Source organism: Hydrogenophaga sp. GW101-3F08 (genome assembly GCF_059424585.1).
Window position 1 is genome coordinate 310,181 of the sequence record NZ_JBWKZP010000003.1, and the last position, 11,882, is coordinate 322,062.

Below are 11,882 nucleotides of genomic sequence, written 5' to 3' on the forward strand. Positions count from 1 at the left end.
ATGTTATTTTTCGTGGCATAAATGGGCAAACACACCGAATCTACCGACACGCAGGTTCTGCAGCGCATCCAGTCACACGGGGCGGGCTGGGTGTTCACGCCGGCCGACTTTGTGGACCTGGGCAGCCGCGACGCGGTGGCCACAGCGCTCAAGCGGCACAAGGCGGCGGGCACGATCCGGCCGCTGGGACGGGGACTGTACGACGTGCCGCGCCAGCACGCTCTGCTGGGCACGCTCTGGCCGCCGATCGAGCAGGTGGCCGAGGCCGTGGCGCGAAAAGACGGTTTGCGCCTGCAGCCGGTTGGCGTGCATGCGGCCAATCTGCTGGGCCTCTCGGAGCAGGTGCCGGCGCAGGTGGTGTACCTGACCGATGGCGCCTCGCGCACGGTAAAGGTGGGGCCAACCGAGATCGTGTTCAAACGCACCACGCCGCGCCAGATGGCGGCGGCGGGGCGGCTGAGCGGGCTGGTGATTCAGGCGTTTCGCAGCATGGGGGCAAAGCACGTCACGCCCCGGCACATCGAGCGTTTGCGCAGCCACATCCCAGCCGAAGAGCGGGCCCGGGTGCTGGCCGATCTGGCCCTGGCCCCCGCGTGGATGCATGCCCATTTGAAGGAGCTGGCGCGACCATGAACAACCCCTTGCTGACCCTCTCGTCCGCAGACCGGAAGACCGCATTCTCGGATGCCGCGCTGACGCTGCGCACCGAAGCCGTGATCCTGGAAAAGGACTTTTGGGTGAGCTGGCTATTGGGTGTGTTGTTCACGCTGCCCGAGGTGGCGCCGCATCTGGTGTTCAAGGGCGGCACATCCTTGTCCAAGGTGTTCGGGGTGATCGACCGGTTCTCGGAAGACATCGACCTGTGCCTGGTCCCGGAATTTGTGGGGGCCGACGCGGCGGCTTTTGATGCACTCACCAGCCGAGGCAAACGGGATGCCGCAGTGATGGAGATGCAGGCGCTGTGCAGCGCCAGGGCCCAGACGATGTTGATGCCTGCACTGGAGGCCGCCATTGCGAGCGCCTTGGGCACATCCACCGCAGGTGGCTGGCTGCGCTTCGAGGTGGATGCGGACGCGAAGTCACCCAACGTGTACTTCGCCTACCCCAGCAGCCAGGTCAGTGGTTTTGACTACCTGCGGCGCGAGGTGAAGCTGGAGTTGGGCACGCTGACGGACCAGCAGCCCACGGGCCGCTACGAGGTGAGGCCTTTGCTGGCCAATGCCTTTCCCGAGTTGTTCAACGGATGGGCCTGCAAAGTGACGGCGCTGGAGCTGAAACGCACGTTCTGGGAGAAAGCGACGATCTTGCACGCGGAGTTTCACCGTCCGGAGGGTTCGCCCACGCCCACGCGATATGCCCGGCACTACTTCGACATGGCCAAGCTGCTGGCGCACCCACTGGCGGAACAGTTCCTGGCCGACCAGGCGCAGTGCCAGCGCGTGGTGGACTGGAAAAGCCGGGTGTTTTCCCGCAGCTGGGCGCGCTACGACCTGGCGAGCCACGGGACGTTCCGCCTGACACCAGCCCCGCAACGGCAGGCCGATCTGGCACGGGACTACGCGACGATGCGTCCCATGTTCATGAGCGAGCCGCCGCCGTTTGCCAATCTGATGGCGCAGCTGGCCGAGGCCGAACAACGGCTGAACGCGGCCTGACAAATTTCTTTACGGAAACTTCACCTCCGCGCGCTGGTTCGGCCGCATGGGCTTGCGCACAATGGCACACCGGCATACACAGTATGCTGAATGAAGACCATGAACCCATCCCCACCGCTCGCCCGCCCGGCCCGCCACCCGGCTGCCCTGACCGCCCTCGCCGCCGCGCTGCTGCTCAGCGCCTGCGCCAGCCTGACGCCCACCGGCACCGCGTTGCCCGACACCCCGGTGCCCGCCGCCTGGTCCGGCCCCGGTGGCCAGGCGGCGTCGGGCCAGTCGGCCACCGCGCTGGCCGACTGGTGGCAGCGGTTCAACGACCCCACCCTCACCGCCCTGGTCGCGCAGGCCCTGCAGGTCAACACCAGCGTGCGCAGCGCCCAGGCCGCGCTGCTGCAGGCACGCGCGCAGCGCGACGTGCAACAGGCCGGCCTCGGGCCTTCGGTGGACGCCTCGGGTTCGGCCCAGCGCAGCAAGTCGGGCAGCAGCGGCAGCAACAACCGTTTCCAGGCCGGCTTTGACGCCAGCTGGGAGCCCGACGTGTTCGGCGGCAACCGCAGCGCGCTCAACGCCAGCGAGGCCGACGCCCAGGCATCCGAAACCAGCCTGGCGGACGTGCGGGTGTCGCTGGCGGCCGAAGTCGCGGTGACCTATGTCGAACTGCGTGGCCTGCAAGCGCGGCTGGCGATCGCGCGCAGCAACCTGGCCGCGCAGACCGAGACCCTGCAGATCACCCGCTGGCGCGTCCAGGCCGGCCTGGCCTCGTCGCTCGATCTGGAGCAGGCCACGGCCTCCAGCGAACAGACCGCGGCCCAGATCCCGGCGCTGCAGACCAGCATCGCCCAGGCCATCAGCAGCCTGGCGGTGTTGACCGGCCAGGCCCCCGGGGCGCTCCAGGCCCCGCTCGGCCAGGCCGCGGCGATCCCGCAAGGGCCGGCCGATCTCGCGCTGGCCTTTCCCGCCGAGACGCTGCGCCAGCGCCCCGACGTGCGCACCGCCGAGCTGCGCATCAGCGCCGCGCTGGCCCGGGTCTCGCAGGCCGAGGCCGCGCGTTACCCAAGCTTTCGCCTCAGCGGCTCGCTGGGCCTCTCCGCGCTGACGCTGGGAGCGCTGAGCAACGGCGCGTCCGTGGCCAACTCGATCCTGGCCGGTGTCTCGGTGCCCCTGTTCGACGGCGGCGCCGCGCGCGCCCAGGTGCGGGCCCAGGAAGCCGCATTGGAATCGACGCGCGTGGGTTACGAGTCCACCGTGCTCGCCGCCTTGAAAGACGTGGAAGACGCGCTGGTGTCGCTGCAGGGCAACCGCGAACGCCTGGTGCGGCTGCAGGCCGCCAGCAGCGCCGCGGCCAACGCCGAGCTGCTGGCGCGCCAGCGCTACGAGAGCGGCCTGATCGATTTCCGCTCGGTGCTCGACACCCAGCGCACCCTGCTCTCCACCCAGGACAGCGTGGCCAGCACCCAGGCCAGCCTGAGCGCCGACCTGGTGCGTCTGTACAAATCCCTGGGCGGCGGCTGGTCGCCCGATGCGCGGCCGGTTGAAACCACCACCCGCTGAACCCCGACCAAAAAAACCGAACCGCCATGAGCCCCAAAAAAGACGCCACCCCCGCCGATCTGCAAGACCTTCTGGGCAGCGACCACCCCCCGCGCTGGTGGCAGCGCAGCTCGCTGTGGATCGGCATCGCAGCGATCATCGTCGTGGCCGGCGGCATCACCTACTGGCAGGCGCAGCAGAAAGCCAAGGCCGCGCCGGTCTATGTGACCGAACCCCTGAAGAAGGGCGACATCACGCTCACAGTGGCCGCCAACGGCACGCTGCAGCCCACGCGCTCGGTCAACATCGGCAGCGAGCTTTCGGGCACCGTCAAGCGGGTGCACGTGGACGTGAACGACCGCATCAAGACCGGCCAGGTGCTGGTGGAACTGGACACCGCCAAGCTGGTGGACCAGGTGACGCAGTCGCGCGCCGGTCTGGCCTCGGCCCAGGCGCAGCTGGCTCAGGCCGTCGCCACGACCAAGGAAGCGCGGGCCACGCTGGCGCGTTTTGAGGAAGTGGCGCGTCTCTCGGGCGGCAAGGTGCCCTCGGCCACCGAACTGGACAGCGCGAGGGCGGCCGTGGAGCGCGCCGTGGCCAGCGAGGCCGCCGCACGGGCCTCGGTCACCGAATCGCGCGCGGCCCTCGCCACCACCGAAACCAATCTGTCCAAGGCCTCGATCCGCTCGCCCATCAACGGCGTGGTGCTCAGCCGCTCGGTGGACCCGGGCAACGCCGTGGCCGCCTCGCTGCAGGCTGTGACGCTGTTTTCCGTGGCCGAAGACCTTGCACAGCTCAAGCTCGACGTGGCGGTGGACGAGGCCGACGTGGGCGCCGTCAAGGTGGACCAGAAGGCCACCTTCACCGTGAGCGCCTTCCCGGCGCGCCGCTACCCGGCCACCATCCACCGCGTGGCCTTTGGCTCCACCAAGACCGACAACGTGGTCACCTACACCACCACGCTCAACGTGGACAACAGCGACCTGAGTCTGCGCCCGGGCATGACGGCGGCCGCCACCATCGTGGCCAAGGAAGCGAAGGGCGTGCTGCTGGTGCCCAACACCGCGCTGCGCTTTTCTCCCGCCAGCAGCAACGGTGCGGCGGCTGCGACCGACACCAGCATCCTGTCCAAGCTGATGCCGCGCCCGCCGCGCTCGGGCACCAAAACCGCCGGCACCGACCGCCGTGGCAGCGGCCCGCGCCAGATCTGGGTGTTGCAGGACGGCCAGCCGGTAGCCGTGTCGGTCAAGACCGGCATCAGCGATGGCCGCAACACCGAAGTCATCGGCGAAGCCCTGAGCGAAGGCATGGCCGTGATCACCGAACAGCGCTCAGGGACGGCGCCGTGAGCGAGACACCGCTCATCCGCCTGCGCGGCATCACCAAGACCTACGGCGAAGGCAACACCGCCTTCCAGGCCTTGAAGGGCGTGGACCTGGACATCCACCAGGGTGAATTCGTCGCCATCATGGGGCCCAGCGGCTCGGGCAAGTCCACGGCGATGAACACACTGGGCTGCCTGGACGTGCCCACCACCGGCGACTACCTGTTTCGCGGCGTGCACGTGGAGGCGCTTGCGCGCGACGAGCGTGCGCGCCTGCGGCGGCGCTATTTCGGCTTCGTGTTCCAGGGCTTCCACCTGCTGGCGCGCACCTCGGCGCAGGAGAACGTGGAGCTGCCCCTGATCTACCGCGGCGAGCCCGCGGCTTCGCGGCACAGCCTGGCCCGGCGCGCGCTGGAAAAAGTCGGCCTCAAGGGTTGGGAGCACCACACGCCGGGCGAACTCTCGGGCGGGCAACAACAGCGCGTGGCGATCGCGCGCGCCATCGTCACCGAGCCGCAGGTGCTGCTGGCCGACGAGCCCACCGGCAACCTCGACACCCACCGCAGCCAGGAGATCATGGAACTGCTCTGGCGCCTGAACGCCGAACAGGGCATCACCGTGCTGATGGTCACGCACGAGCCCGACATGGCGGCGTATGCGAAACGCATCGTGCACTTCGTGGACGGCGTGGTCGAGAGCGATGAGCGCAACCCGCACCCGGTGGCGCTGCAGGCGGGCGCCGCGCACGCGACCGTGAGCGACGCGGAAGTCTCGGGCATCTCCGGCGAGGAGGCCCCCCATGTGGCTTAACACCCTGCTGCTCGCGCTGCGCTCCATCCGGCGCAACCTGCTGCGCTCCTTCCTCACCATCCTCGGCATCGTGATCGGCGTGAGCGCGGTGATCACCATGGTCACGGTCGGCAACGGTGCCACGGCCGCGGTGCAGAACCAGATTTCGGGCCTGGGCACCAACCTGCTGCAGGTGCGCCCCGGCCAGCGCATGGGGCCGGGCGGTGGCGGTGGTGGTGCGCCCGCCTTCAAGGAAAGCGACGGCGAGGCCATCGCCGCGCAGATCGGCGGCATCGCCGCGGTGGCGCCCGAAGCGCGCACCGGCTCCGTGCTCGTGGCCAACGGCCGCAACTGGAGCAGCAGCGTGATCGGCAGCACCAACGACTGGCTCACCACCGGCAACTGGAAACTGGCCGACGGCCGCGCGTTCAGCAACGACGAATTGCGCGCGGGCGGCGCGGTCTGCCTGATCGGTCAGACGGTGCAGCGCGAGCTCTTCGGCAGCACCAGCGCGGTGGGCGCGCAACTGCGCGTCAAGGCGATGAGCTGCGAGGTCATCGGCACGCTGGCCTCCAAGGGCCAGGGCGCTTTCGGCAACGACCAGGACGACCTGGTGCTCATGCCGATCCAGACCCTGCAACGCCGCATCGTCGGCCACACCCGGGTGAACACCCTGCTGGTGTCCATGAGCGACGGCGCGGACGCCTCGCGCGTGACCGCGACCATCACCCAGCTGCTGCGCGAACGCCGCAAGCTGGCCGAGACCGACGAAGACAACTTCAACGTGCTCGACACCAAACAGCTGGCCGAAACGCTCTCGGGCACCACCAAGATCATGACCATGCTGCTCGGCGCGGTGGCCGCGGTGAGCCTGCTGGTGGGCGGCATCGGCATCATGAACATCATGCTGGTGAGCGTGACCGAGCGCACCCGCGAGATCGGTCTGCGCCTGGCCATCGGCGCGCTGGAGCGCGAGGTGCTGCTGCAGTTCCTGATCGAGGCCGTGGTGCTGGCCGCCCTCGGCGGACTCATCGGCATCGTGCTGGCCACCGGCGCCTCGCTCGGCCTGTCGGCGCTGATGAACGTGCCCTACCAGTTCAACCTGAGCGTGAACGTGCTGAGCTTCGTGTTTTCAGCGGCGATCGGCGTGCTGTTCGGCTACTTCCCGGCGCGGCGCGCGGCGCGGCTGAACCCGATCGACGCGCTGCGGCACGAGTGAGGCCGGGATGCGTGGGCCATCGCCCCGCTAACATGCGCGCATGCCGACCACATCCCCATCCCTGAGCGCGCGCGGCCTGGCCGTGTATTCCGTGGCCCTGCTGGCCTTGCTGGCCCTCTCGGGCGTCCGGCCGCTGGAGCTGGACACCTGGGCCATGGAGGTGGCGCCGGTGTTCATCGCCCTGCCCCTGCTCTGGCTCAGCTGGCGGCGCTTTCCCCTCACGCCGCTGGTCTACGCGCTGATCTTCGTGCACGCCCTGGTCCTGATGCTGGGCGGCCACTACACCTATGCCCAGGTGCCGCTGGGCTTCTGGATGCAGGAGCTGATGGGTCTGACGCGCAACCCCTACGACGGCATCGGCCATCTGGCCCAGGGCTTCGTGCCCGCCATGGTGGCGCGCGAACTGCTGCTGCGCCACACCCCGCTGCGCCCGGGCGTCTGGCTGTTCACCCTGGTGGTGGCGGTCTGTGGCGCCATCAGCGCACTCTACGAACTCATCGAATGGGGCGCGGCCGTCGCGATCGGCGCCGGGGCCGAGGCCTTCCTGGGCACGCAGGGCGACCCCTGGGACACGCAGAAAGACATGGCGCTGGCCTTCATCGGCGCCATGGCGGCGCAGTGGCTGCTGGCGCGCTGGCACGACGCGCAGCTCGCGCGCCTGGCGCTCAAGCCACCCGGGGCTTGACCCTGGACGCGGCCAGCTTGGCCTGCGTGCGGGCCACTTCCACGTCGGCATCAAACACCAGCGCCACGCCCATGCGGCGCTTCACGAAGCTCTCGGGTTTGCCGAACAGGCGGATTTCGCTGTGGGGCACGCGCAGGGCCTCGTCCACGCCGTCGAACACGATGCCCTGGGCCTCCACGCCGCCGTAGATCACGGCGCTGGCGCCCGGGCTCTTGAGCGTGGTGTCCACCGGCAGGCCCAGGATGGCGCGGGCGTGCAGTTCGAACTCGTTCTGCCACTGCGTGATCATGGTCACCATGCCGGTGTCGTGCGGGCGTGGGCTGACTTCGCTGAACCAGACCTGGTCGCCCTTGACGAACAGCTCCACGCCGAACAGGCCCTGGCCGCCGAGGTTGTCGGTCACGGTCTTCGCGATGCGGCGCGATTCGGCCAGCGCGGCGGGCGTCATCGGGTGCGGCTGCCAGCTCTCCACGTAGTCGCCGCTCACCTGCACATGGCCGATGGGGTCGCAGAAATGGGTCTGCACCTGGCCCTGGGCATTCAGCGCGCGCACGGTGAGCTGGGTGATCTCGTAGTCGAAGGCGATGAAGCCTTCCACGATCACGCGGCCCGGGCCAACCCGGCCACCGGCCATCGCGTAGTCCCAGGCCTTCTGCACATCGGCCGGGCCGTCGATCTTGCTCTGGCCCTTGCCCGAGCTGCTCATCACCGGCTTGACGATGCAGGGATAGCCGATACCGGCGTCGATGGCGGCCTGCAGCTCGTCGAGCGAGTCGCAGAACTGATACGGGCTGGTCGGCAGGCCCAGGGTCTCGGCGGCCAGGCGGCGGATGCCTTCGCGGTCCATGGTCAGGCGCGCGGCGCGCGCGGTGGGGATCACGCGCACCACGCCCGCGGCCTCCAGCTGCTCCAGCATGGGGGTGGCAATGGCTTCGATCTCGGGCACCACCAGGTGCGGGCGTTCGGCCTCGATCAGCGCCTTGAGCTGCGCCGGGTCGCTCATGGTGATGGTGCGGGCGTGGTGCGCCACCTGCTGGCCCGGCGCGTTGTCGTAACGGTCCACCGCGATGGTTTCCACGCCCAGGCGCTGCAGCGCGATCAGCACCTCCTTGCCGAGCTCACCGGAGCCGAGCAGCATCACTTTGGTGGCCGAGGGAGACAGGGGGGTGCCGAGGGTGGTCATGGTGTGTCCTGGAGGGGTGGTCGGTTCAAGGGGTTCAGGGGCGGGCGCGGCGCTCGTTCACACGGCTTCGCCCATGGCTTCGCCCATGCGCACACCCTGCCCGGCCAGCCACTGCGGGTTGAAGTGAATGGTGTCCTTGGGCCAGAGCAGCACCACGGTGGAGCCGAGCAGAAAGCGGCCCATTTCTTCGCCTTGGCGCAGCACGACCGGCTGGTCGTCGTAGCGCCACTCGCGCACCTGGCCCGGGCGCGGCGGGTTCACCACGCCGTGCCACGCGGTGGCCATGCTGCCGACGATGGTGGCGCCCACCAGCACCTGTACGAAAGGGCGCGTCTCACCGCTGTCGCCGTGCGGCACGTCGAACACGCAGACCACGCGCTCGTTGCGCGCGAACAGACCGGGCACACCGCGCGCCGTGGTCGGGTTGACCGAGAACAGCTCGCCCGGCACGTGGATCATGCGGCGCAGGCGCGCGGCGCTGGGCATGTGGATGCGGTGGTAGTCCTTGGGGCTGAGGTAGATGGTGGCGAAGGCGCCGTCGTCGAACTGCGCGGCCAGTGCGGCGTCGCCGCCCACCAGGGCGCGCGTGCTGTAGTGGTGGCCCTTGGCCTGGAAGATCTGGTCGCGTTCGATGGCGCCGTGCTGGCTGATCGCGCCGTCCACCGGGCAGACGAAGGCCGAGCGCGCCAGCGGCCGCGCGCCGGGCCTGAGCGCGCGGGTAAAGAAGGCGTTGAAGGTCTCGTAGCTGCGCGGATCGGGGTTGGCGGCCTCGTCCATGTTGACCCCGTAGCGGCGGATGAACCAGGGGATCACGTTGTGGGTCCACCAGGTGGCGCGGGAACCGGCGCACCAGCCGGCGAACTCGGTGATCGCCCGCTTGGGCAACAGGTATTGCAGAACAACGGCTGGGGATAAGGACACGTCTGGTGGCTCGCGAGGGCTGCTGGGTGACCGCTGGTCAGGCTGGCCGACATTGTAGGTGGGGGCAAGCGGGCACAATGCCAATCCATGAGCGCAGCGCCGGGCCGTTCCCCAGCCAGTGCGCACCGCAGCCCGCAGGGCGAAGGTACTTCCGTGAACACACCCCTCTTCGAATGCCAGCACCTCGCCAAGCGCTATGGCGAGAACACCGTGGTGGACGACCTGTCGTTCCGCATCGCGCCGGGCGAATGCCTGGGCGTGATCGGCCCCAACGGCGCGGGCAAAACCACCACCATCCGCATGTGCCTGGGCCTGACCGCCCCGGACGCGGGCAGCATCACCGCCTTCGGCCTGGACATGCCGCGCGACGCCCTGGCCATCAAGGCGCAGCTGGGTGTGGTGAGCCAGATCGACACGCTGGACCCGGACTTCAATTGCGCCGAGAACCTGCTGGTCTATGGCCGCTACTTCGGCATGAGCGCCGCGCAGATCCGCCCCCGCATTCCGCAACTGCTGGAGTTCGCCGCCCTCTCGCACAAGGCCGATGCCAAACCCGGTGAACTCTCGGGCGGCATGAAGCGGCGCCTGTCGCTGGCGCGCGCCCTGGTGAACGACCCGCAGTTGCTGATGCTGGACGAACCCACCACCGGGCTGGACCCCCAGGCGCGCCACCTGATGTGGGAGCGCCTGCAGCAGCTGCTGCAACAGGGCAAGAGCATCCTGCTGACCACGCACTTCATGGACGAGGCCGAGCGCCTGTGCTCGCGCCTGCTGGTGCTGGACCACGGCCGCAAGATCGCCGAGGGCCGCCCGCGCGAACTGATCGCGCAGCACCTGGAGCCCGACGTGGTGGAGGTCTACGGCAACGGCGCGCTGGCGCTGGCCCAGGCCGAGGAGCACGCTGCCTTGCGGGCACTGGCCGCGCGCGTGGAAGTGAGCGGCGAGACGGTGTTTTTCTACACCGCGCAGGCCCTGCCGCTGCTGGCCGCGCTGGGCCAACACCACCAGCTGCGCACCTTGCACCGGCCGGCGAATCTGGAAGATCTGTTCTTGAAGCTGACGGGGCGCCAGATCCGAGAAGATGGATGACATGAAAAACAACCCCAAAACACCTGCAGGAGGACGAGAGGAGCGAACCCAGAGCACCCACGGAACCGGCTTGGCCGGGCCGCAGGGTGCGCCCCCCTCCAGGGGGGTCGCGCGCAGCGCGGCGGGGGGTGCTCACTTTGCCGTCCCCAGGCTTTCGGGCCGCTGGTGGCCGGTGTTTCTGCGCAACCTGCTGGTCTGGAAGAAGCTCGCGATTCCGAGCCTGGTGGGCAACATCGCCGAGCCGCTGATGTGGCTGGTGGCGTTCGGCTACGGCATGGGCGCGCTGGTGGGCCAGGTGACCATCAGCACGCCGCAGGGCGACACGGCGGTGCCCTACATCCTGTTCCTGGCCAGCGGCAGCATCTGCATGAGCGCGATGAACGCGGCCAGCTTCGAGGCGCTGTATTCGGCGTTCTCGCGCATGCACGTGCAAAAGACCTGGGACGGCATCATGAACGCGCCGGTGAGCCTGGACGACGTGGTGCTGGCCGAGATGTTGTGGGCCGGTTTCAAGGCGCTGTTTTCGGTCACGGCCATCATGGCCGTCATGCTGGGCCTGGGCATCAGCCATTCGCCGAAACTGCTGCTGGCCTGGCCGGTGCTGCTGGGTGTGGGCATCACGTTTTCGTGCATCGCCCTGGTGTTCAACGCCCTGGCCCAGGGCTACGACTTCTTCACCTACTACTTCACCCTGTTCCTGACCCCGATGATGTTTCTCTCCGGGGTGTTCTTTCCGCGGGAACAACTGCCCGGGGTGGTGCGCGCCATTTCCGACTGGCTGCCGCTGACCAACGCGGTGGAGCTGGTGCGCCCCCTGTTCATGGACCAATGGCCCGAACAAGCCTGGCTGCACGCCACCGTGCTGCTGGTCTACACCGTGGCCGCCTTCTGGCTGGCGCTGGCGCTCACGCGAAAACGGTTCGCGAAATAGGCCCCCCCCCGCGCCGGGCTTCGCCCGTCACCCCCTCAAGGGGGCAACACCTGCGGCCCGGCGAAGCCGGTTCTGCGGTGTTCTGGGCGGGCTCCCCCTCAGAACGCGGCGGAACCGGCTCAAGGGGCAACACCTCAACCATACAAGCCGGCTCAGGATGTCCTGGGCTGACGCCCCTCTCCGGAGCACGTGTCCCAACCAAGAACGCGGCGGAACTGGCTTTGCCAGGCCGCTCGCGTTGCCCCCTTGAGGGGGTCGCGCGCAGCGCGGCGGGGGTGGGTCAATGCACCGCCTGCAGCGCAGGCTGGGCTTCGACGTAGCTGTCGATGCCGCTGTCCATGAAATCCTCGGTGTCGATCACGCTGTCGTACTCGAACGTCTGGCCGTGGGTCTTGGGAATCAGTGGTTTGTCCAGCGGGCGGCAGACGCGCTGGCGCAAGCCGCGCAGGTTCATGCTGCTCTCCATGGCGGTGATCACGGCTTCCGGATCGAGCATGAGGACAAAGGGATTGAGGCGGCGGTGGATGGAGTTCATGGCGGTGTCCTGGGCTGAAAA

At 68.8% G+C, this 11,882-nt stretch carries 12 protein-coding genes; 9 read left to right on the forward strand and 3 right to left on the reverse strand.

Annotated elements, in window-relative coordinates:
• The first annotated feature begins 21 nt into the window (after positions 1-21).
• The 7 genes from AC07YZ_RS10910 to AC07YZ_RS10940 all read left to right on the forward strand — a co-directional run bounded on the left by AC07YZ_RS10910 (position 22) and on the right by AC07YZ_RS10940 (position 7,202).
• Entirely contained in the window at positions 22-633 is a 612-nt protein-coding gene (locus AC07YZ_RS10910) for a DUF6088 family protein (protein WP_226491383.1), read from the forward strand.
• Complete coding sequence (locus AC07YZ_RS10915; protein ID WP_226491382.1) at positions 630-1,655, forward strand: nucleotidyl transferase AbiEii/AbiGii toxin family protein; 1,026 nt, start codon at positions 630-632, stop codon at positions 1,653-1,655. The genes AC07YZ_RS10910 and AC07YZ_RS10915 overlap by 4 nt, the downstream gene beginning before the upstream one ends.
• Before the next feature lie 99 nt (positions 1,656-1,754).
• Positions 1,755-3,206 carry an efflux transporter outer membrane subunit gene (locus AC07YZ_RS10920; protein ID WP_494794751.1) on the forward strand — a complete coding sequence of 484 codons (1,452 nt, stop codon included), beginning with the start codon at positions 1,755-1,757 and terminating at the stop codon, positions 3,204-3,206.
• 26 nt (positions 3,207-3,232) lie between these two features.
• Positions 3,233-4,534, forward strand: coding sequence for an efflux RND transporter periplasmic adaptor subunit (locus tag AC07YZ_RS10925; RefSeq protein WP_494794752.1), 1,302 nt, complete (start codon positions 3,233-3,235; stop codon positions 4,532-4,534).
• Complete coding sequence (locus AC07YZ_RS10930; protein WP_226491379.1) at positions 4,531-5,319, forward strand: ABC transporter ATP-binding protein; 789 nt, start codon at positions 4,531-4,533, stop codon at positions 5,317-5,319. The genes AC07YZ_RS10925 and AC07YZ_RS10930 overlap by 4 nt, the downstream gene beginning before the upstream one ends.
• Entirely contained in the window at positions 5,309-6,517 is a 1,209-nt protein-coding gene (locus AC07YZ_RS10935) for an ABC transporter permease (RefSeq protein WP_494794753.1), read from the forward strand. Before AC07YZ_RS10930 ends, AC07YZ_RS10935 begins: the two co-directional genes overlap by 11 nt.
• Positions 6,518-6,557: 40 nt before the next feature.
• Entirely contained in the window at positions 6,558-7,202 is a 645-nt protein-coding gene (locus AC07YZ_RS10940) for a DUF2238 domain-containing protein (RefSeq protein ID WP_494794754.1), read from the forward strand.
• Here AC07YZ_RS10940 and purT read toward each other — a convergent pair.
• Positions 7,183-8,385 carry a formate-dependent phosphoribosylglycinamide formyltransferase gene (gene purT / locus AC07YZ_RS10945; RefSeq protein WP_226491376.1) on the reverse strand — a complete coding sequence of 401 codons (1,203 nt, stop codon included), beginning with the start codon at positions 8,383-8,385 and terminating at the stop codon, positions 7,183-7,185. The two genes, AC07YZ_RS10940 and purT, sit on opposite strands and share 20 nt — an antisense overlap.
• A 57-nt stretch (positions 8,386-8,442) precedes the next feature.
• Positions 8,443-9,306 carry an archaetidylserine decarboxylase gene (gene asd / locus AC07YZ_RS10950; RefSeq protein ID WP_494794755.1) on the reverse strand — a complete coding sequence of 288 codons (864 nt, stop codon included), beginning with the start codon at positions 9,304-9,306 and terminating at the stop codon, positions 8,443-8,445.
• Between the two features lie 153 nt (positions 9,307-9,459).
• On the opposite strand from asd, the gene AC07YZ_RS10955 reads away from it, so the two are divergent.
• Both AC07YZ_RS10955 and AC07YZ_RS10960 read left to right on the forward strand, forming a co-directional pair.
• Entirely contained in the window at positions 9,460-10,395 is a 936-nt protein-coding gene (locus AC07YZ_RS10955; protein ID WP_226491374.1) for an ATP-binding cassette domain-containing protein, read from the forward strand.
• Between the two features lie 70 nt (positions 10,396-10,465).
• Positions 10,466-11,326, forward strand: a complete 861-nt coding sequence (locus tag AC07YZ_RS10960; protein WP_494794898.1) for an ABC transporter permease — start codon at positions 10,466-10,468, stop codon at positions 11,324-11,326.
• A 280-nt stretch (positions 11,327-11,606) separates the two neighbouring features.
• On the opposite strand, the gene AC07YZ_RS10965 is transcribed toward AC07YZ_RS10960, so the two are convergent.
• Positions 11,607-11,861, reverse strand: coding sequence for a hypothetical protein (locus AC07YZ_RS10965; protein WP_226491373.1), 255 nt, complete (start codon positions 11,859-11,861; stop codon positions 11,607-11,609).
• Positions 11,862-11,882: the final 21 nt, after the last annotated feature.

Bases quoted from the DNA above. Each gene is read 5' to 3' on its own strand.
- AC07YZ_RS10935 (WP_494794753.1), top strand. From the start codon at position 5,309: ATGTGGCTTAACACCCTGCTGCTCGCGCTGCGCTCCATCCGGCGCAAC.
- AC07YZ_RS10965 (WP_226491373.1), bottom strand. From the start codon at position 11,861: ATGAACTCCATCCACCGCCGCCTCAATCCCTTTGTCCTCATGCTCGAT.
- AC07YZ_RS10920 (WP_494794751.1), top strand. From the start codon at position 1,755: ATGAACCCATCCCCACCGCTCGCCCGCCCGGCCCGCCACCCGGCTGCC.
- AC07YZ_RS10915 (WP_226491382.1), top strand. From the start codon at position 630: ATGAACAACCCCTTGCTGACCCTCTCGTCCGCAGACCGGAAGACCGCA.
- AC07YZ_RS10940 (WP_494794754.1), top strand. From the start codon at position 6,558: ATGCCGACCACATCCCCATCCCTGAGCGCGCGCGGCCTGGCCGTGTAT.
- AC07YZ_RS10910 (WP_226491383.1), top strand. From the start codon at position 22: ATGGGCAAACACACCGAATCTACCGACACGCAGGTTCTGCAGCGCATC.
- AC07YZ_RS10925 (WP_494794752.1), top strand. From the start codon at position 3,233: ATGAGCCCCAAAAAAGACGCCACCCCCGCCGATCTGCAAGACCTTCTG.
- purT (WP_226491376.1), bottom strand. From the start codon at position 8,385: ATGACCACCCTCGGCACCCCCCTGTCTCCCTCGGCCACCAAAGTGATG.